Origin of the sequence: Enterococcus sp. (assembly GCF_022711995.1) — a bacterium.
Taxonomy (GTDB): domain Bacteria; phylum Bacillota; class Bacilli; order Lactobacillales; family Enterococcaceae; genus Enterococcus_D.
In genome coordinates, this window is record NZ_JALAHI010000055.1 from 1 (window position 1) to 19,726 (window position 19,726).

The 19,726-nt window shown below is 41.4% G+C and carries 17 protein-coding genes; 13 read left to right on the forward strand and 4 right to left on the reverse strand.

Translation table 11 applies throughout. The features are described 5' to 3' along the window. The first annotated feature begins 552 nt into the window (after nt 1–552). The 7 genes from Q0A12_RS05465 to Q0A12_RS05495 all read left to right on the forward strand — a co-directional run bounded on the left by Q0A12_RS05465 (nt 553) and on the right by Q0A12_RS05495 (nt 5,794). Entirely contained in the window at nt 553–906 is a 354-nt protein-coding gene (locus tag Q0A12_RS05465) for a nuclear transport factor 2 family protein (RefSeq protein ID WP_291291655.1), read from the forward strand. Between the two features lie 366 nt (nt 907–1,272). Continuing rightward, a complete protein-coding gene (locus Q0A12_RS05470) occupies nt 1,273–1,572 on the forward strand; it encodes a MazG-like family protein (RefSeq protein WP_291291656.1) in 300 nt (99 codons plus the stop codon). Between the two features lie 56 nt (nt 1,573–1,628). Beyond that, nucleotides 1,629–2,084, forward strand: a complete 456-nt coding sequence (locus tag Q0A12_RS05475) for a GNAT family N-acetyltransferase (RefSeq protein WP_291291657.1) — start codon at nt 1,629–1,631, stop codon at nt 2,082–2,084. A 155-nt stretch (nt 2,085–2,239) separates the two neighbouring features. Further along, nucleotides 2,240–3,457, forward strand: coding sequence for an ammonium transporter (locus Q0A12_RS05480; RefSeq protein ID WP_291291658.1), 1,218 nt, complete (start codon nt 2,240–2,242; stop codon nt 3,455–3,457). 14 nt (nt 3,458–3,471) lie between these two features. After that, entirely contained in the window at nt 3,472–3,810 is a 339-nt protein-coding gene (locus Q0A12_RS05485) for a P-II family nitrogen regulator (RefSeq protein WP_291291659.1), read from the forward strand. Between the two features lie 181 nt (nt 3,811–3,991). Then, nucleotides 3,992–5,107 (forward strand): DNA polymerase IV, encoded by a 1,116-nt coding sequence (dinB, locus tag Q0A12_RS05490; protein WP_291291660.1) that lies wholly within the window; start codon nt 3,992–3,994, stop codon nt 5,105–5,107. An 18-nt stretch (nt 5,108–5,125) separates the two neighbouring features. Next, nucleotides 5,126–5,794 carry a DNA alkylation repair protein gene (locus Q0A12_RS05495; protein WP_291291661.1) on the forward strand — a complete coding sequence of 223 codons (669 nt, stop codon included), beginning with the start codon at nt 5,126–5,128 and terminating at the stop codon, nt 5,792–5,794. Nucleotides 5,795–5,897: 103 nt separating this feature from the next. Here Q0A12_RS05495 and nrdG read toward each other — a convergent pair whose 3' ends face one another. Together nrdG and nrdD are read right to left on the reverse strand one after the other, a co-directional pair. Next, nucleotides 5,898–6,494, reverse strand: coding sequence for an anaerobic ribonucleoside-triphosphate reductase activating protein (gene nrdG, locus Q0A12_RS05500; RefSeq protein WP_291291662.1), 597 nt, complete (start codon nt 6,492–6,494; stop codon nt 5,898–5,900). Between the two features lie 168 nt (nt 6,495–6,662). Next, nucleotides 6,663–8,861, reverse strand: a complete 2,199-nt coding sequence (nrdD, locus tag Q0A12_RS05505; RefSeq protein ID WP_291291663.1) for an anaerobic ribonucleoside-triphosphate reductase — start codon at nt 8,859–8,861, stop codon at nt 6,663–6,665. Between the two features lie 276 nt (nt 8,862–9,137). Here nrdD and Q0A12_RS05510 point away from each other — a divergent pair, with 276 nt between their 5' ends. The 6 genes from Q0A12_RS05510 to Q0A12_RS05535 all read left to right on the forward strand — a co-directional run bounded on the left by Q0A12_RS05510 (nt 9,138) and on the right by Q0A12_RS05535 (nt 15,846). Continuing rightward, the gene (locus tag Q0A12_RS05510; RefSeq protein ID WP_291291664.1) at nt 9,138–9,902 is read left to right on the forward strand and encodes an ABC transporter ATP-binding protein; all 765 of its coding nucleotides are present in this window, start codon (nt 9,138–9,140) and stop codon (nt 9,900–9,902) included. Continuing rightward, the gene (locus Q0A12_RS05515; RefSeq protein WP_291291665.1) at nt 9,892–11,946 is read left to right on the forward strand and encodes an ABC transporter permease; all 2,055 of its coding nucleotides are present in this window, start codon (nt 9,892–9,894) and stop codon (nt 11,944–11,946) included. Before Q0A12_RS05510 ends, Q0A12_RS05515 begins: the two co-directional genes overlap by 11 nt. Before the next feature lie 86 nt (nt 11,947–12,032). Further along, nucleotides 12,033–13,115 carry a M42 family metallopeptidase gene (locus Q0A12_RS05520; RefSeq protein ID WP_291291666.1) on the forward strand — a complete coding sequence of 361 codons (1,083 nt, stop codon included), beginning with the start codon at nt 12,033–12,035 and terminating at the stop codon, nt 13,113–13,115. Between the two features lie 12 nt (nt 13,116–13,127). Beyond that, nucleotides 13,128–13,928, forward strand: coding sequence for a DUF975 family protein (locus tag Q0A12_RS05525; RefSeq protein WP_291291667.1), 801 nt, complete (start codon nt 13,128–13,130; stop codon nt 13,926–13,928). Nucleotides 13,929–14,084: 156 nt separating this feature from the next. Beyond that, a complete protein-coding gene (locus Q0A12_RS05530) occupies nt 14,085–14,822 on the forward strand; it encodes an MBL fold metallo-hydrolase (RefSeq protein ID WP_291291668.1) in 738 nt (245 codons plus the stop codon). A 19-nt stretch (nt 14,823–14,841) separates the two neighbouring features. Beyond that, nucleotides 14,842–15,846 (forward strand): lipoate--protein ligase, encoded by a 1,005-nt coding sequence (locus tag Q0A12_RS05535; RefSeq protein WP_291291669.1) that lies wholly within the window; start codon nt 14,842–14,844, stop codon nt 15,844–15,846. A gap of 140 nt (nt 15,847–15,986) precedes the next feature. Here the strand turns inward: Q0A12_RS05535 and proS are convergent, their stop codons facing one another. Further along, nucleotides 15,987–17,420 carry a proline--tRNA ligase gene (gene proS / locus Q0A12_RS05540; protein ID WP_291291670.1) on the reverse strand — a complete coding sequence of 478 codons (1,434 nt, stop codon included), beginning with the start codon at nt 17,418–17,420 and terminating at the stop codon, nt 15,987–15,989. Between the two features lie 288 nt (nt 17,421–17,708). Further along, complete coding sequence (locus Q0A12_RS05545; RefSeq protein ID WP_291291671.1) at nt 17,709–19,559, reverse strand: hypothetical protein; 1,851 nt, start codon at nt 19,557–19,559, stop codon at nt 17,709–17,711. Nucleotides 19,560–19,726 lie beyond the last annotated feature (167 nt).

A 19,726-nucleotide genomic window follows, 5' to 3' on the forward strand; every position in this document is an offset into this window, starting at 1 on the left:
CTATTCGGATAGTGTTACTTGTAGGTGACTTATGGCACAGCCCTTTTTTGTAGCCACTAAAAGAAATGGCTATATATTAAATAAATTTTGAGATTGGTAAGTTTTTGAGGATATGCTATAATAAGGAAATTTTACAGGTTTGAAGGGCCTAGAACGGCAACTATCAACTCTTTGATTTCAGATAGCCAAAAACTATCAGGACCTCAATAAGAGCTGTTGCTTGGTTCTTTAGAAGAAATGCTCGTAGTAGGTTCACACGGACTGATAACCATTTGTTTTGCCCATGATTTCTCATGAGACAATGTATAAAAAGAGGGGAACATAAAGGGCCCGATCCAATCTATAAATACTATTCACAGTAAGTAAAAAAAGTGAGAAATGTCATGGTTCAATGCAATCTATCCATGTTATTCAAGAGTAATAGACTTTATCGGTCCTGAACGTAGCCATTGTCTTGAAATAAGTTGTAAAAGTAGAATATTGATTCAATTAGCTACTTTTTTTATATTGCAAATGATTATAAAAATTGTGATAGATGAGGAGGAAAATGAGATGAGACCAAAAGAAATACTATGCCAATGGGTTGACGCATTTAATGATGCAGATGTAGAAACTATTTCAGAGTTGTATGATGACAATGCAATAAACCATCAGGTTGCCAATGAGCCAGTTGTTGGGAAAGAAGCGATCAGGAAAATGTTTGAACAAGATTTTTCTGACGCAAAAATGGTTTGTATCGTTGAAAACATTTTCGAAGATGGGCAATGGGCAATTTTAGAGTGGCGTGACCCGTTAGGTTTGAGAGGTTGCGGTTTTTTTCAGATAGTAAATAATAAAATTTTATTTCAAAGGGGGTACTGGGATAAGTTCTCTTTCCTAAAACAGCACAATCTGCCGATTGAATAAAATGAAACTTTACCTTATAGGAATAGTTTGCAACTTTCTAAAAATGTGCCTGAATAGGCCAGAACAGAAGTGTTAGTCTCTGACGAATAAGGAGGAAGACAGAGAAATTGTTTTTCAATTTTGAGGTAGTTCTACTTATTTCTCGGAGTTGCTTCTGCTCCCGTCGTTGATACGTGTTAAGAGCGTGGAACAAAAGTGTGTTTTCCTTTTGTTCCACGCTCTTAAAAATGGTTACACTATCAACACTGTATTAAAATATAACTAAAGAAATCAATTAGTGAGACCTAGTCAATTCGCTGCTTTTGTGAGAAATAGTAAGAGGCTTCATTTTTAGCGAAGAGGAACGGGTTCAAAAAGGAGAAAAGGATGAACTTACCAGACATGCAAAAAGCAATCTACCAAAACAAAATCGATCATCAATTTAATGTCACCAACGTCGAAAAAGAATTTTTGTCATTATACGGTGAAGTGGGAGAAGCCTTTGATGCTTACCGCAAAAACCAAGATGTGGGAGAAGAATTAGCAGATGTGGCCATCTATCTTCTTGGGTTAGCCGAAATTCTATCGATTGATTTAGAAAGAGAGATTCATAAAAAAATGAAAATCAACCAAGGCCGTCGCTATACCAGTTATGGCAATGGCTATGCAAAACGAATCGATGAGTGATCCGTCAGAGCAAAGGCACTGTCACAATCATCATTGAAAAGGATGGAGCGAACGTCATGGAAACAAAGGTACGAATGCGGGAATTAACAACAAAGGATATAAAGGAAGCTGTTGAACTGTACATTGCTGTTTTTTCAGCGGAACCTTGGAACGACCAGCTAACGGTTTCTCAAATCACTGACTATGTGTCATCCATGATGGCAATGAATACTTATATTGGCTATTGTATCGTGGATTCTTTGACAAATGAGCTGGTGGGGTATGCATTAGGCTTTATCAAGCCATGGTACCAAGGAAAAGAATATGTCATCGATACCTTTTTGATTGCTGGCAAGTATCAAGAGAAAGGCTTCGGCTCTGCTTTCTTAGAAATGATCAAAGAAGAGTTGCTTAAAAAAGGCCTTTCTACGATTTTGTTGGATACAGAAGAACAGATGCCAGCTGCAGATTTTTATAAGAAGAATGGTTTTAAGCCTTTGCCGGATAATGTGACGTATTATTTGTCCTTTTAATTATCGATGAGCAAGTCCACCATCTGAATTGTTTATGTCAAATCTTATAACATGAATAGTGAGGTATTTTCAGAAAAATTGCAAAATTCAGAGAAAATACTAGTAAACTCTAAAATATGATGATAGGATATCTAACATAAGAAGGAGATGGTGGTATGGCAACAGGAAATAGCGGATTTATTTTGATTTGCAGTGGGATGGTCTTTTTAATGACTCCTGCGCTAGCATTTTTTTATGGCGGGTTGGAAAGGCGAAAGAATATCTTGAACACAATGATGATGGTGATTTGTACCATGGGTCTAGCCTCTGTTCTGTGGGTAGTGGCCGGTTATTCGCTTTCTTTCAGTGGTACAGGTGGGTTTATCGGCAATATCGACAAGCTATTTTTTCAGCAAGTTTCCATGACTGAGGGAGAGGGAATTCCGGAAGGATTGTTTGCTGCTTTTCAAATGATGTTTGCCCTAATTACAACAGCGATCATTACCGGATCCGTCGTAGGTCGCATGCGTTTTTCGGCAATTTTCTTATTTATCGGCTGCTGGCTGTTTTTAGTTTATTTCCCGATGGCTCATATGGTTTGGGGTGGTGGCTTCTTAGATGCTATCGGCTCGATTGATTTTGCAGGAGGCAACGTTGTCCATATTAGTTCAGGCATCAGCGGGCTTGTGTTGGCTTTCGTCGTGGGAAAAAGACGCGAGTTTCATCAGACGGAATATCGTCCTCATAATATCCCATTTGTCGTATTAGGCACAGGACTGCTGTGGTTTGGCTGGTTTGGTTTTAATGCTGGTTCAGCATTAGCAGCTGACGGGATCGCCATTCAAGCGTTGTTAACGACCAATACGGCAGCCGCAACTGCGATGCTTTCTTGGATGTTGATTGAGAAAGTTCTGCTAGGTAAGCCTACCATCGTCGGCGCTTGTACCGGAGCAGTCGTTGGTCTCGTAGCCATTACGCCTGGCGCAGGTTTTGTTTCCCTGTGGTCATCCTTTGTGATCGGTGCGTTAGTAAGTCCATTTTGTTATTATTTTATTTCGGTCATCAAGCATCGCTTAGGGTTGGATGATGCATTGGATGCTTTTGGTTGTCATGGAATCGGTGGCATCTTCGGAGGAATCATGACAGGCATTTTTGCCGATCCAGCTGTCAATCAACACACCGGATTGCTCTATGGCGGAACTGAGTTGTTCATTGCGCAAGTTGCCAGTATAGTCTTTACGATTCTTTTTGCCGGGGGCATATCTTTTCTATTGATCCAAGTCATTAAACGTGTGTTGCCGATCCGGGTCACAGAACAAGAAGAAGCCATTGGAATGGATCGCAGCGAACACGATGAAACAGCGTATCCTACCTTTATGGGGCTGGATTCATAGATGGAGGAATGTAGATGAAAAAAGTAGAAGCAATCATTCGACAAGAAAAAATGGAAGAATTAAAGGCAGCCCTTGATCAAACCGAGATGGCTGGGATGACGGTGAGTCAAGTATTGGGCTGCGGCAATCAAAAAGGGGTCAAAGAATTTGTTCGAGGTCAAGCAGTGATTACGACACTTTTGCCTAAAGTAAAGGCGAGTTTTGTTGTGGCAGACGAAGAGGTTGAAGCAATCATTGAACTGATATTGTCTATCTGCCATACAGGTGAAGTAGGTGATGGCAAAATTTTTATTTATCCGATCGAAGAAGCAGTACGAATCCGCACCAATGAACGAGGAACAGCAGCGCTGTAAGTCTAGGATTTTTGTCGAAGTGAACCAAAGTTGACGTCTTTAATCGTAACAGGAAGCCAAAAAGAATTTCTGTCTTATCGGCAGGGATTCTTTTGGTTTGCAGCAAATGCCGCTGCTGGGTATGAGCCTCTTGATAGGGAACTTTTGTTCGTTTATAATAGAGGGGAATGGAGTGGTGAAGATGGCTGAGTTGCGTTTTCCATTAAAAAACGATACTTCTCGGAAAATCATCCATATCGATATGGATGCCTTTTTTGCTTCGGTGGAAGAACGAGACGATCCTGAGCTGGCGAAACACCCGCTAGTGATTGCCCGTCACCCAAGTGATACCGGAGGCCGAGGGGTAGTCACAACAGCAAATTACAAGGCCCGGCAATATGGGATCCATTCGGCGATGAGTGCGCAAAAAGCCTTTGAACTGTGTCCTCACGCCGTATTTATACCTGGTAACCATCAAAAGTATCGGGAAATCTCTCAGCAAGTTAGAGAGATTTTTAGTTGCTATACCGATGTGATCGAACCGGTTTCTATTGATGAAGCTTATCTGGATGTGACCGTCAACAAGATCAACTGTCCTTCCGCGATCAAAATTGCTCGCATGATCCAGCAAGACATCTGGCAGACCACCCAGCTTACTTGTTCAGCAGGGGTCAGCTACAATAAGTTTTTAGCTAAATTATCTTCGGATTTTCACAAACCCCGAGGCTTGACGGTAGTGATGCCGGAAGATGCCGTGGTCTTTTTAAAAAAATTACCGATTGAGAAATTTCATGGTATCGGGAAGAAGACAGTGCCAAGAATGCACGAATTAGGGATTTATAACGGAGCTGATCTCTATGAATGGAGCGAAATGGCATTGATCCAAGAATTTGGAAAAATGGGTTACTCATTATACCGGAAAGTTCGCGGCATTCATGATTCTCCGGTCAGTGTGACAAGAGAACGAAAATCAGTCGGCAAAGAACATACCTATGGCAATGCATTGACCACTGAGGATCAAGTCATCAGTCAGCTAAGGATTTTGGCAGAAGAAGTAGAACGATCATTGAAGCGTACACAGAAGCACGGAAAGACGGTAGTGTTGAAAGTGCGTTATGCCGATTACTCCACCATCACAAAACGGGTGACGCTACCAGAATATGTGCACAAGAAAGAAGCTATTTTTTCACAAGCCAGTTTGATTTGGGAGGAGATTTTAGGAATCGAAAAAGGGATCCGCTTATTGGGGATCACAGTCACGAACCTAGATCCGTTAGCGTATGAAAATATCGTATTGCCTTTGTGGGAAACCGAATAAAAAATATGGAGGCGCATAATGACGACAAACAGTCAATGGAAAGCGTTACAAGAGGAATTAATGGCACAAGAAAATCCAGCGGGGAGAGTTCAGATGCAGGCGTACATGAGGGATCAGTTTGATTTTTTAGGCATTCCGTCACCTATCCGGAAACAAATACAAAAACCCTATTTTGCCGCAATGAAAAAAGCCGCTATCGATTGGGGATTTGTGGAAAGTTGTTGGCAACAACCTTATCGGGAAATGCAATATGTCGCCATCGATTATCTGGTGATGATGCAGTCGGTCCTCCAAGCAGACGAACTGGAGAAAATAGGTGAATTAGTCCTTCGAAAATCTTGGTGGGATACTGTTGATGGCTTGAATAAAGTTGTTGGTGGGCTGACTATGACCTATCCGGAATTGAGTCAAAAGATGCTTGCTTGGAGCAAAGCAGATAATTTATGGCTCCGGCGCATCGCCATTGATCACCAACTGCTTAGAAAAGAAAAAACCGATCCCCAGATGTTGGAGACGGTCATCCTAAATAATTTAGGAAGTGATGAGTTCTTTATCAACAAAGCGATTGGCTGGAGTTTGCGTGATTATGCAAAAACGAACCCTGAGTGGGTGCAGGCTTTTCTGATAACGCACAAAGATCAGTTAGCTCCATTAAGTATCAAAGAAGCCAGCAAACATTTGCAATGATTGTGTGTCCTATGATCGAAATAAAAACCAGCAGGAGTAGTTCAGCACTCCTGCTGGTTTTTATCTTTTGTATCAGTTTGAAAACTGAAGTTTTTTCAAGTCGTCAAATACTCTTTTTGATTTGTTCATAGCTTTTTTCAGCGTCTTTGCATTTGTCCCAAATCACAGCTTCTCCCAGCGCCAATGATTTAGGAACATCAATGATTCGTTGGTTGCTGCTGCCGCGAAATTGCAGATTTAAATTGCGTTTGCTCAATTCGAAACGGCCATCTACTAGAATATCGATACTGGAAAGCAGTTCAAGTTTGTCTTCCGTTTCCAACAGTAATTCTTCAAAGGTGTAACCGGACCAGCTCCAAATATCTTTGCTGTGGCCAAATTCCCGACGTACCCGTTGAACTACCTGCAAACAGACTTCTGTATTCAAGAAAGGCTCACCGCCTAATAAGGTCAGTCCTTGCACATAATCATGCCGCAAGTCTTCAATGATCTGGTCTTCTAACTCTTGGGTAAAAGGGGTGCCGTAGCGAAAATTTTGGACTGCTTTGTTGAAACAGCCTTCACAAGCAAATAGACAGCCGCTGACATACAGGCTATTGCGGATGCCTTCGCCGTCAACAAAGTTGAAGGCTTTATAATCTGCCACATAATTTTGACTATAGTCTTTTGCTTGCCATTCTTTTGGTCGGGGATTTCTCATATACAAAACTTCTTTCTAAAAGATCGATTCTTCACTGAAAAATGTCCTTCGCGGCAAGGACAGAAGGACCAGCTAGGCTGCGCCTCTTGTTTCAAGTAATCTCTGGTTTTTGCTGTTGAATTCCTGCAGAAGTTACTTGAGGTTTGCCACGAATGGACACTTGTTTCGTTAATTATTTTTCATATGTTTGACACGAGCAGAAATCTCTTTATGTCGGCCATGGACCATTGGACGTGCTTGAGGATTTCCTAGGTAGCCACAAGTACGTTTCACGACATCACAGCTTTTTGGGTCATGATTGCCGCATTGTGGGCACTCGAAGCCTCGTTCTGTCGGATTGAAATCCCCTTCAAAGCCACACTCATAACAGTGGTCGATAGGGGTATTGGTCCCTAGATAAGCCACCCGATCATAAGCATAATCCCAAACGGCTTCAAGGGCTTTTGGATTTTGTTGCAGAACAGGATATTCACAATAATGAATAAATCCGCCGGAACAGTATTTTGGATAATCTTTTTCAAAGTCCAATTTTTCAAAAGGTGTTGGATTTTTACGGACATCGTAGTGGAAACTATTTGTATAGTAGTCTTTGTCTGTAATATCTTTAACGATGCCGAATTTCTCTGTATCTAAACGACAAAAACGGTCCGTTAAACTTTCACTTGGAGTGGAATAGACACTAAAATGGTAGCCATATTCGTCTCCCCAAGCATCGGCGTGAGCTTTTAGCTCTTTTACGATATCTAAAGTAAATGCTTTTGCTTCTGGATCATTTTCCCATTCGCCACCAAAGAAAGCGGCTGCTGCTTCATACAATCCGATGTAGCCTAATGAAACGGTTGCTCGTTTATTTTTGAATAGCTCATTGACACTGTCTTTACGGTCCAGTCGTTTGCCGAAGGCGCCGTACATATAGAGAATAGGCGCATTTGCCGGGCTGGCTTCTTTACAGCGTTCTACACGATAGACAAGGGCGTCTTTGACGATTTGTAGCCGTTGTTCCAAAAGTGACCAGAATTTGTCACGGTCCCCGTTAGCTTCTAAAGCCACGCGTGGGATATTCAATGTCACAACACCGAGATTCATCCGACCCACATTGATTTCTTCCCCTTGTTCATCCTTCCAGCCTTGTAGGAAAGAACGACAACCCATTGGTACTTTAAAACTACCGGTTAATTCAATTAGTTTGTCATAATTCAGGACATCTGGATACATCCGTTTTGTCGCACATTCCAAAGCCAGTTCCTTGATATCATAATTCGGATCGGTTGGTTCCGAATTCACGCCGCGTTTGATACTGAAGATCAATTTAGGGAAAATGGCTGTCCGTTTTTCACTACCTAATCCATTGATGCGGATCTGTAAGATAGCTCGTTGGATTTCTCGTTCAAACCAGTTTGTTCCCAGACCGAATCCTAAGGAAGTGAAAGGTGTCTGTCCATTGGAAGTGAACAATGTGTTGATTTCATATTCCAGGCTTTGCATCGCATCGTAAATGTCTTTTCTGGTTTTGCTTTTCGCGTAAGCTTTTTGGCGCTCTTCGCCTTCGATCCATTCTTGGGCGTCTTGCAAGTGTTTTTGATAGTTCAATTCGGCAAATGGGGCCAATAACTCATCGGTCCGGTCAGCAGAGCAACCGCCATATTGGCTGGAAGCCACGTTGGCAATGATTTGAGAAATCTGAGCTGTCGCCGTTTGGATCGATTTTGGTGATTCAACTTCTGCATTTCCAATTTTGAACCCGTTGTTCAACATACCTTTGAAGTCGATCAGACAGCAGTTGGTCATCGGTGTATAAGGATGATAATCCAAATCATGGTAGTGGATGTCGCCTTTTTGATGGGCATTGGCCACATGAGGAGGTAACATCTTTAATCCAATAGATTTTCCAACGATCCCGGCAGTCAAATCTCTTTGGGTGTTGAAGACGTTGCTGTCTTTATTGGCATTTTCATTGACCACAGTTTGGTCTTTGTTCATTAATTTATTGATCGTAAAGTTGATATCTGTTGCTTTGCTTCGTTCAAAATCACGACGTGTTCGGTAATTGATATATTCTTCAGCCAATGCATACTCATTCTTCGCTAATAAAATATGCTCGACAATATTTTGGATTTCGTATATTTTAACGTTTTTTGTAAATCGATCCGCAATTTCATGATCGATTCCTTCTACGATTTCTAGAATCCGTTCATGATCGAGGGGAGATAGTTCTCCATTGACTTTTTGTTGGGCTTTTACTAACGCATCGTAAATTTTTTGGTCATCGAAATCAACTAAACGTCCATCCCGTTTTACAATCCTTAATTGGGATAATTGCGGATGGCTGCCACCGCTTTGTTCAGTATTTCTCTTTAAGTCCATCATTACTATCACTCCTTATCTTCTTCAATATCATAAAACAAAACAATGTTTTCGGCAACTATATATAGTGGTTTTTATTTGGCATCTAATTTAATATGCACAATATGTAGTGTATATTCAATGAGTGATTTTAACTGAAACTTGATGATGACAAGGTCTTTTATGTTTCACGTTTCACAAAATGAATAAAAAATGGTAAAAAATTTTTTTATGAAAAAACGAAGCAGGGGCGATGGACGGAAAAATATGCTACCATAAAGAAAAAGAAGGAGCGTTTGTATGAAAAAAATGATCGATGTGAAGCACCTGACAAAAACGTACGGCACCCGCTTCAATCAAACGAAAGTGCTAGACAATCTTACTTTTTCCGTAGATCAAGGGGAATTTGTAGGGATCATGGGTCCCAGTGGTGCCGGGAAAACGACACTGATGAATGTTCTTTCTTCCATCTTACGTCCGAGTCTTGGCTCTGTAATTATTGGAGGACAAGATATCACTCGTTTGTCAGAAAACAAGTTGAGCGATTTTCGCCGACAAGAAATCGGCTTTATCTTTCAAGACTTTAATCTATTGGACACATTGACCGCTAAAGACAATATCATTCTTCCTTTAGCTATTGACCGTCTTTCTGCCAAAGTCGTGGAGCAGCGGGTCGCTGAGCTGTCGGATTTATTAGGGATTGCGCATTTGCTGGAACGTTACCCTGAAGAGTTGTCTGTTGGGCAAAAGCAACGGGTCGCTGCTGCTCGCGCCATCATTCGTCGCCCCTCTGTGTTGTTTGCTGATGAACCGACTGGGGCTTTAGATTCGAAATCGGCGACAGAGCTTTTGCGTTACTTAGCGGAGATCAATCTGCAAGAAGATGTGACGATTCTGATGGTGACCCACGATCCTTTTACTGCTAGTTACTGCAATCGGATCTTGTTCATCCGCGATGGGGTCTTTTTTGCCGAAGTCGTCAAAAAAGGTTCTCGGAAAGAATTTTTTGAAAAAATCATCGATATGCAAGCCACGATCGGAGGCGGGGATCGCCATGCTTTATAAAATCGGCTGGCGCAGTTTTTTGCAGCAATTTCGCAATTATGTCGTTTATTTTGTTTGTATGATGACGGCGATCATGATTTTTTATTCATTTAGCGCCATGATGAATGACCGGTTGTTGACGCAACGGGTGCAGCAAGATACGCCAATCGATGGCATTCTTGGGTTTGGCAGTACCATTGTTGCTATTGTTGTCTTATTTTTTATGCTGAGTGCCAATCATTTTTTCTTGAATCAGCGCCAAAAAGAAATCAGTGTCTATCAGCTTTTGGGGCTGCGAAGAGCAAAACTGTGTTGGCTGTTGTTGCGGGAAACCTTTTTACTCAATCTTTTTTCATTATTCGTAGGCATTTTTATGGGAATCATTTTTTCAAAATTTTTCTCGATGATTTTGATTCGAGTGATGGGGTTGTCCATCACCAGTCACTTTTTCAATTCGCCACGTTCAATTTTAACGACGGTGTGGGTTTTCTTACTGGCAATGGTGATTTTAAGTGGTCAGGTTGTTTTGTTTGTCTGGCAGAATCCATTGAATGATCTGATGAAAACCAATCTGACACTCCCTGTCTACAAGCTGAAACCGCATCCCTTTCGGAGTGCGATGGGGATCGTTGGTTTGCTTCTATTAGGTGTTGGCTATTATTTAGCGCTGACATTACGCAGCACGTTGGAGCGCTATATCACCTATACAGAGGACTATACAGCGATACTCTGGATTCCATTGCTGATTTTCGTTTGTTGTGTTACCGCCACCTATTTATTTTTTGACTGTACATTACCAATGCTGCTGCATTTACTCACCAATTCCCGCAAACGAGTCTGCAAAGGGACGCGATTGATCGCATTTAATAATGTCCGGGCCTATCTGCAGCGGACATGGAGAAGTTTTTCGTTGCTGACGATCATTACGGCGATTGCCATTTCATTGATTGGCGGCACGATGGGGGTGATTTCACTAAATTATCAGGCCTCCAACCGTGAGTATCCCACGGATTTTCAAGTGGCAGCAGATAGAGCAGCGGAATTGGCACGAATTGTGCACGATCACGGGCAAGTTACTGAAGAGCAGAAGGTCACCTTTCGTGTTCTGCCAGTAGCAATCAATGCGAAGTATTTAGTGAATCCTACGAGTACCGGCAAAGAAACTTTTTTGGTCAATGTCTTGTCCCTCTCAGATTACCAAGCGTTTCGTCGTCTCGTACCGGATGCGCCAGAAGTTTCGCTGTCCGAAGGGCGAGGGGTATTTTTTGATGCTGATTATAATATTGCTTATGGCTTACGGACTTTTCAGAATAGCATCACTCTTCAAAACGGCAAAAAAATCCTTTTAGAAAAGAGCTATCCGGATTATTTTGGGGATATCTCTCTACGTTATTCTTTACCAAACGTATTAGTGGTCAATGATGCAGATTTTCAGAAAATGTCTGGGATGGACTATCAACTGTCCTATCTCAATGTGAACACAGCGGATCATGAAAGTCTGAGTAAAGCTATCGATGATCAGTTACCGATTGAATGGGCTTATCCGTTTTCGTATAAACGTCTGCAAGAACATGGAAAAGTCAAATACTTGCTGCAGTCAGGGATTCCGGAAAAAAATCCCACAGCCAAAGACTATCTTAGCGGCTATCGTTTGAATTTGGCGAATCGCTACCTTAGTATGCGGGCTGTTCGACGACAAGGCGGAATCATTTTGTTTGTTTCCTTATTTGTGGGAGTCATCGTGTTGATCACGACCTCTAGCAGTTTGATCGTGCGACAATTTTCTAACACCGAACGAGAAAAAAGAAATTATCGTTTGTTGAGTAAACTAGGCTACAGCAAAAAGGAAATCCGGTCAATTGTCTACTGGCAGAATTTCTGGGTCTTCCTGCCAGGGACGGTATTAGCGATTTTGCATGCGGGCTTTGCAATCAACACATTGACACAGTTCGTCGTCAGCCCGGGATATTGGGTAGCGCATCTTTTTGCCGGCATCGCAGCTGCGGTATTCTTGATCGCCTATTTGATTACAGTCAAACTATGCTTGCGAATCATTGAAGAATAAGTTGGCAGTTTTTTCGATTTTAAGCTGGTATGAAGGAATAGGAATGGTATAATTTAAGGGATAAACTTAGTAGAGGAGTAGATAGGATGGAGAAAAAAGAAGAGCAGTTATTGATTGATTTGACGACTGCCCGCGGTGTTCCGGGAAATGAAGAAGAGGTACGGGAAGTCTTCAAAGCTTACGCGAAAGACTTTGCAGAAGATATCTTTTTTGATGGCTTAGGAAGTGTGATCGCCAAACACGTGGGTGATGGCGGCGGTCCAAAAATTTTTATTTCTGGACACATGGATGAAGTGGGCTTTATGGTAACCAAAATCACGGAAAAAGGATTCGTTGAGTTCCAAACCCTCGGTGGTTGGTGGGGACAAGTCATGCTGGCACAAGAAGTTGAAATCAAAACACAAGCCGGCAAATTGATCCATGGCGTGATCGGTTCCAAACCTCCTCATGTCTTAACCCCAGAAGTTCGTAACAAACCCTATGATATCAAAGATATGTTTATTGATATCGGTGCTTCCAGTGATAAGGAAGCAAAAGAATGGGGTGTACGTCCGGGAGATATGATTACGCCTTATATCCAATACAAGCGCATGAATGACAGCAAATTTTTGTTAGCGAAAGCATGGGATAACCGAGTGGGGACCGCTGTTTCCTTACGTGTGTTAGAAACATTAGCAGCAGAGGGACACCCTAACTGCTTGTTTGCTGGCAGCGATGTGATGGAGGAAGTCGGATTGCGAGGCGCTAGGACCAGTACCCATTTAGTGAATCCAGACATTGCGATTGCTCTTGATACGGGAACCGCTGGTGATACCCCAGGGATGACACCAAAAGAGGCCGATTCTGTTCTTGGCAAAGGACCACAAGTCTTGATTTTTGATGCCTCAATGATTCCTCACAAAAAGCTCTTGAATTTTGTGATCAATGTTGCGGAAGAATTAGAGATTCCATTCCAATACACAGTGATCACCGGTGGTGGAACGGATGCGGGTCAAATGCATTTGACCCGTGATGGTGTGCCATCGATCGCGATTACGGTTCCTGTACGCTATTTGCATTCTCATACTTCTGTCATCCATGAAGACGACTATTTAAATACGGTCAAATTAGTGACTGAAGTTGTTCGTCGCCTCGATGATAAAACGGTAAAAGAATTACGAAGCTACTAGAAGGAGTAGAGGATGAGAAAAAATAGTGAGATCCGCACGATGGCTTCACGGTCATTAAGAGGCAAGTGGGGACGGTATATTTTAGCGATTCTGGCAACGATCGTTATCCAGAGTCTAGTCAGCAGTCTTGTGTTGACATTGGCAAATAATACGTTTCACCAGTCCAAAGAAACGATCATCGATTACCTTTTGGAATACTTTATTTTCTTTGCATTGACAATTGGCTTAAATATTATGGCACTATTCGTGATTCGGCAACGGGAGATTCATGTATCAGATATTTTTCTCGTTTTCGATAAGCGGTACTATGTCCCATTTTTATTGTTGAACCTACTCAGTGCACTGATCAACTACGTGATTAGCTTTATTGTGTTCTTGCCGCAATTGGCATTCAGCGGCTTTAATCAATACCTGAGTATGATCCTTGATGTCAATAGAAAAATCAACTTCAACTGGGACTTTTTTCAAACGTCACTATCTTTTGTCATTGGGATGATTGTTTCTGCGATCCTGTTCATGTTTGTTTCGCAACTGATCAGTGGACTCTTCCAGTTCGCTATCTATTTGCGTTATGATCATGCTGAATTGACGATTTTTCAATCCATTAAAGGTGCTTGGCATCTAATGAGAAAACATATCGGCCAGTATATTTTGCTGCAGTTGTCGTTACTCGGCTGGATGATTTTAGGGACGTTTGCTTTTATTATCGGTCTCTTATGGGCGCTGACTTATGCCAATGCGGCCAATGCGGCATTTTATCAGGCATTGATTGAAAAAGACAATGAACCAATTCTTAGTGAAAGCACTATGTAAAAAATAAACGAAGACGGTTGTACCAACGGAGGAAGCCAGCAATGAGAAACACGATTTCTTTTGCTCGGAAGTTTCGACGAGGGCAGCCGTTTTTTGCTGTTTATTTTTGAGTAATCCCCTGCTTTTGTGATAGCATAGAGTCAAGGAGGCGGAAGTATGAAACTAACAGTTTTAGGATGTCTAGGCGCTTATCCCTACAAAGGTGAGGGAACTACTGGCTATCTATTAGAGTCTGAGGGGTACCATTTGCTGCTGGATGCTGGCAGTACGACATTGATCCAATTGGAAAAAATTTTGGATCCATTGGCGCTGGATGCAGTGATTTTGAGTCATTACCATCATGACCATATTGCAGATTTAGGGGTCTTACAGTATTATTGGCAGTTGTTTCCTAAAGAAGCAGAACGAAAGGTATTGCCAATCTATGGTCATGGAAGAGACACTGTTCATTTCAATGAGCTAACGATGACAGGGGTCTCTGAAGGACATGATTATTTACAAACAAAACAGTTGGAATTGGGACCGTTTTCTGTTACATTTATGGAGACGATTCATCCTGTAACTTGCTATGCCATGCGCTTTGTTGAGAATAGTACAGGTAAAATATTTGTATTCACTGGCGATTCCGGCTACTTAGAAAATTTTGTCGATTTTGCCCAAGATGCTGACTTGTTTTTAGCAGATACCTATCTTTTTGCTGGAAATGAACGACATAAAGCGCATTTTACCTCTCAAGAGTCTGGAGAGATCGCTGCTGCTGCGAAAGTCAAAAAACTGGTTTTGACTCATTTGCCGCAGCATGGAGATCTAGAGCAACTAAAAGAAGAGGCAGCAACGGCGGCCAACGGGATACCGGTTGAATTGGCAGCAGTTCAAAAAATCTTTGAGATTTAAACCCGAGGAGGAGTAGCAGATGCTTTTTGTACCAAACGAAAACCACGACCCAAGAATCAACTTAGCTATTGAAATCTTTTTATTGCAGGAGATGAAGGTGGATGAACCGATTCTACTGTTTTATATCAATGAGCCGTCGATCATTATTGGACGAAATCAAAATACGATCGAAGAAATCAACAAAGATTATGTTGATGCGCATGGCATCCATGTGGTTCGCCGTTTCAGTGGTGGCGGGGCAGTCTACCATGATTTTGGAAATTTGAATTTTAGTTTTATCATGCCGGATGACGGCAACTCATTCCGTGATTTTGAGAAACTAACAAAACCGATCGTCCAAGCCCTGCATGAGATGGGTGTCGAAGGGGCGCAATTGAAAGGTCGCAACGACTTAGTTATTGATGATATGAAGTTCTCTGGGAATGCGATGTATGCCACGAATGGCCGCATGTTTGCTCATGGGACTATCATGTTTGACAGTGACATTAATGAAGTAGTCAATGCACTGAAAGTTCGCAAAGATAAAATCGAGTCAAAAGGGATCAAATCCATTCGTTCTCGCGTGACGAATATCAAACCCTTCTTACCAAAAGACAAACAAGGGATGACAACCGAAGCGTTTCGTGAAGAGATTTTATTAAAGATTTTCGGCGTGGATTCAGTCGACCAAGTCAAGATCTATACATTGACGGAAGAAGATTGGGTCAAAATCAATGAAATTTCTGATAAGTATTATCGCAACTGGGATTGGAATTATGGAAAATCACCGGCATTTGATCTTGAACGCCGCAAACGATTTCCAATTGGATCAATCGAAGTTCGCTTCAATGTCCAAGAAGGCAAGATCACGGAAGCAAAAATCTATGGGGATTTCTTTGGATTAGGTGATATTGCTGACGTAGAACAAGCCTTTATCGGTACACGTTATGAAAAATCGGCATTGAAAGAGGTCATTGATCAGATTGATGTCAAAAAATACTTCGGTAATATTACTCCGGAAGATCTTTTGGAATTAGTTTACTGATCGATCCAATCAAAGAGTATTGGAAAAGTTAAAACCCGCAGAATAATTGGAACCTATCTACCATCTGCAACGATCGCAAGATCTGTCGTTGCAGGTGGTAAGGAATGTTCCGTTGTTCTGCGGGTTTTTATGAATCTTTTTTAGTAGGCCCGAGCGATCCAAACCGTATGTTTGGCAGGTTTGCCGCTGACGATATCAACGGTTTTTTCCATAGGGGCTTCGAATGGAATATTTCGAGTAGTAAAGCCAGTTTCTTCTTTGATCTTGGCTTCTGTTTCTTCTGTTCCATCCCAGCCAATCAAGACAAAACCAGTGACTTTATCTTCATTTTTGCAAGTTTCGATATGCGCTTTTAATTCTTCAAGTGTATCGATCTCGTAATACTCGTTCTCTTTGTTTCTGTTGCGGGCTGCTTCTAGCAAGCGTGGTGTCATCTCGGCTAATTGTTGATCCACAAAATCAGCAAGGGCATCAAAGGCGACTGTTTGTTTTTCAGCAAGATCCCGTACCTTGACCATCACATGGCCATTTTCTAAATCTCTTGGTCCACATTCGATTCGCAAGCAAGCCCCTTTTAATTCCCACTCGTTAAATTTATAACCTGGGGAATTATCGGAATCATCTAGGCGAACACGAATCCCTTTGGCTTTGAAGTCAGCGTAAAGTTCTTCCAGTTTTTCTAAAATGGCAGGATTTTTCTTCCAAGGTCCCACTGGCATCAATACGATTTGGGTAGGCGCAATCGTTGGCGGGAAAACCAACCCGTTTTCATCCCCGTGAGTCATGATCAATGCGCCTAACAAGCGTGTTGATACTCCCCAAGAAGTTGTGTGGGCATAGGTGTGTTTGTTTTCTTTCGATAGATAAGTAATATCGAAAGCTTCCGCAAATTTCGTCCCCATATAATGACTAGTACCTGCTTGGACAGCTTTACCATCTTTCATCATGGCTTCGATAGAGTAGGTATCTACAGCACCAGCAAAACGTTCAGATGGTGTTTTTTGTCCTTTGTAAACTGGAATCGCCAAAAACTCTTCGCAAAGACGTGCGTACTCATCTAAGACGCCCAAAGTCCGTTTTCTTGCATCTGCTTCATCTTCATGGGCGGTATGTCCTTCTTGCCACAAAAATTCAGAAGTGCGTAGGAAAGGCAGTGTTTTTTTCTCCCACCGGAAAACATTGGCCCATTGATTGATTTCATAAGGCAAGTCACGGTAGGAATTGATCCAATCAGAAAAGGCTGAACCAATCATGGTTTCAGAAGTAGGGCGTAATGCCAATGGTTCTTCCAATTTTTCATTGCCGACTTCTGTCACCCAAGGCAATTCAGGGGCGAATCCTTCGATGTGGTCTGCTTCTTTCATGAAAAAGCTTTGTGGAATCAGCATTGGAAAATACGCGTTGCGAATGCCTTCCGCTTTTAAAAAGCGATTAAATTCTTCTTGAATATGTTCCCATAGCTCAAAGCCGTCAGGACGGAAGATGATTGATCCTTTAACGGGTGAATAAGCCATTAATTCAGCTTTTTGAATGGTTTGGATATACCATTCCGTAAAATCATTTTTTTGTGTCATTGTTTTTCCTCCTTAAAAAATAAAAAAAGCATCCCGTCCTATAAAAAGGACGAAATGCTTGAATTTCGCGGTACCACCTTTGTTGACTATTGCTAGTCCAACTCATGAAGGATAAGGTCTTCACACCGACCGTTTTGCGGTCATTACCATTGGTAGGTTCTTCTTATCAGCGGGTATTGGATTTCCAGCGTGCTCCAACTCTCTTTAACCATCATAAGAATACTATTCCAAATCTTACATTCATGCTAAATCGAAAGTCAAAAAAAAGCAAGCTTTTTTTTGACTTTGTTATTCTTCACTGACGAGCTGTAAGAAGTCTGGCCAGCCATCGGAAGAAAATGTCAGAGAAAAACGGGTCAGCTGTTTTTCCTGTGTCAGCGAATAGGTCCCAAAATTCTGCTGGGTAAGCTTTTCGATAATCTGAAGGTCAAAGTAGTTTTCTTCTTCGATGGTTTCAACATTCATCATTGATTCTTTTTCTGAAGGATCCATTGTTGGAAACTGACAGCTGACGAACAATTGATTCTGCTGTTTCACAGCCCGTAGATGAATCTTGCGCAAGGAGCGATCTTTGAGCAAATAAGTTTCCCTAAGGGCATAATCCAGTAAATGAGCAAATAGTTGGAGAAAGTCTTCTTCAGAGACTTCTTTGATGGCGGCAATATCGACATCATGAGAGAACTCAATGCTTTTTTGCTGGGCTGATTTTTGGTAACTTGCCAATAATAATGTGGTCAAGGAATGGTCTTCGCTTTTGGCTGGACAAGATTCTTCCAGCTTCTGTTCCATTAAATGGATCTGATCAAAAGCCCCCATCAAACTATTGTCCTCCAGCATGACTTTCGCAGTGGTCAGCTGCTTGCGCAGACCTAAAAATGCTTGCTGCCATTGGTTGATCTGTTGCTGGATCACCGGTTGTTGTTCTTCATACAAGCGAATCTTGAGCCCGGCAATGTCTTGCTTCTTCGCTTTTCCTTCATTGTAGAAGAATAAACGCATCAAGTCGTAGCCCCAGCAAACCATGATCAAAACGACGAAGAAAATGGTGTTCCAATTGACTTTCGATTGATGAATATTCAACACATCTTGAATATAGATGAAACAATGACCGATCGCTGTTAAAACGATCCAAGGAGAGCAAAGGACAAAGAATGGATTCTTTTTGACTGCTTCATAAATGGCTGCAAAGGAAGTTACAAAGGTACTGAAAATATTTAACAAATGGATATAATCCATGATCTCTGGTAGATGAATCTGATGAGAAAAGACGGATAAAATGGCGAATAGGCCGCAAATTCCGTGGAAAATCACCCAGATTTTGTATTTCTTGTGCAGAAATTCCATCCTGGATAGATAAAAGCCAATCAAAAATAATGGGGTAATGATCGATAAGATATTCAGCATCACTGAATTAATGGTGGGACTAAAGAGTAGACCCCCTAAAATATCGCCAAAACCAGCTTCTAGTCCTGCAGATAAGGCAAAAGCACTGAACAATAAATTCGCAACAAGCAATTGTCGTTTCTTAACTAACTTAATGCCCACATAAATCAAATTGAGCAAACTGATAAAACCTGTTAACAGAAGCATAAAGATATTTGGAATCGAATGACGAAAGACATAACTGACTAACGCGTTTGAAGAACCAAGAAAAACCTCAGCGGGGTAACCAGAATAATTTTTGAAAGGGCTAGAGACATAGATGCGCAGCGTTTGCTGCTGATAATTTTCTGGCAGCGTCACAAAGGAGAGCGTTTTGCCCGGATTGACTAAATTTTCGGCTACTTCATTTCTATTCGAATACAAAAGCTTTTTGTCCAGATAAACAGATAGTTTCTGATGGTCGCCGATCAGCAACAATGTGGGAGAAGAATGTTGCGCGGTAATTTGTCGTTCCATCACCAAATTTTCATTAGCAGAAATATTAGGTAAAAAATTCACATAATTGCTGTCGAATTTTGCTTCTGGCTCTGCTGCAGAATAATAGAGCCAATCTTCTTGCTTCTCAATGGAAGGCAAACGAATCAGCGGATTCATCAGAGCTGAGAGATAGAACAGAATGATTCCTAGCGTAAAAACAGAAATCACTAAAAATGGCAGTGCACTTTTCAAGTGTAATTTGTTATTTTTATTAAGCATTTAAGAATTCTCCTGTTTTTTATTCCTCTTTAGAATAAAACAACATCCTTATATAAGTCAAATGATAATGGGTGTTATATATTTAATGATAAAAAACGAGTATTGATACAGTAAAAAAATGTGGTATCTTTTTAATTGTAAAAAAAATAAAAACGTTATATTATGAA

Coding starts and splice junctions, on each gene's coding strand:
- Q0A12_RS05495 (WP_291291661.1), top strand. CDS start 5,126: ATGACGACAAACAGTCAATGGAAAGCGTTACAAGAGGAATTAATGGCA.
- Q0A12_RS05520 (WP_291291666.1), top strand. CDS start 12,033: ATGGAGAAAAAAGAAGAGCAGTTATTGATTGATTTGACGACTGCCCGC.
- Q0A12_RS05470 (WP_291291656.1), top strand. CDS start 1,273: ATGAACTTACCAGACATGCAAAAAGCAATCTACCAAAACAAAATCGAT.
- dinB (WP_291291660.1), top strand. CDS start 3,992: ATGGCTGAGTTGCGTTTTCCATTAAAAAACGATACTTCTCGGAAAATC.
- Q0A12_RS05515 (WP_291291665.1), top strand. CDS start 9,892: ATGCTTTATAAAATCGGCTGGCGCAGTTTTTTGCAGCAATTTCGCAAT.
- Q0A12_RS05525 (WP_291291667.1), top strand. CDS start 13,128: ATGAGAAAAAATAGTGAGATCCGCACGATGGCTTCACGGTCATTAAGA.
- Q0A12_RS05510 (WP_291291664.1), top strand. CDS start 9,138: ATGAAAAAAATGATCGATGTGAAGCACCTGACAAAAACGTACGGCACC.
- Q0A12_RS05480 (WP_291291658.1), top strand. CDS start 2,240: ATGGCAACAGGAAATAGCGGATTTATTTTGATTTGCAGTGGGATGGTC.
- Q0A12_RS05475 (WP_291291657.1), top strand. CDS start 1,629: ATGGAAACAAAGGTACGAATGCGGGAATTAACAACAAAGGATATAAAG.
- proS (WP_291291670.1), bottom strand. CDS start 17,420: ATGACACAAAAAAATGATTTTACGGAATGGTATATCCAAACCATTCAA.
- nrdG (WP_291291662.1), bottom strand. CDS start 6,494: ATGAGAAATCCCCGACCAAAAGAATGGCAAGCAAAAGACTATAGTCAA.
- nrdD (WP_291291663.1), bottom strand. CDS start 8,861: ATGATGGACTTAAAGAGAAATACTGAACAAAGCGGTGGCAGCCATCCG.
- Q0A12_RS05535 (WP_291291669.1), top strand. CDS start 14,842: ATGCTTTTTGTACCAAACGAAAACCACGACCCAAGAATCAACTTAGCT.
- Q0A12_RS05545 (WP_291291671.1), bottom strand. CDS start 19,559: ATGCTTAATAAAAATAACAAATTACACTTGAAAAGTGCACTGCCATTT.
- Q0A12_RS05465 (WP_291291655.1), top strand. CDS start 553: ATGAGACCAAAAGAAATACTATGCCAATGGGTTGACGCATTTAATGAT.
- Q0A12_RS05530 (WP_291291668.1), top strand. CDS start 14,085: ATGAAACTAACAGTTTTAGGATGTCTAGGCGCTTATCCCTACAAAGGT.
- Q0A12_RS05485 (WP_291291659.1), top strand. CDS start 3,472: ATGAAAAAAGTAGAAGCAATCATTCGACAAGAAAAAATGGAAGAATTA.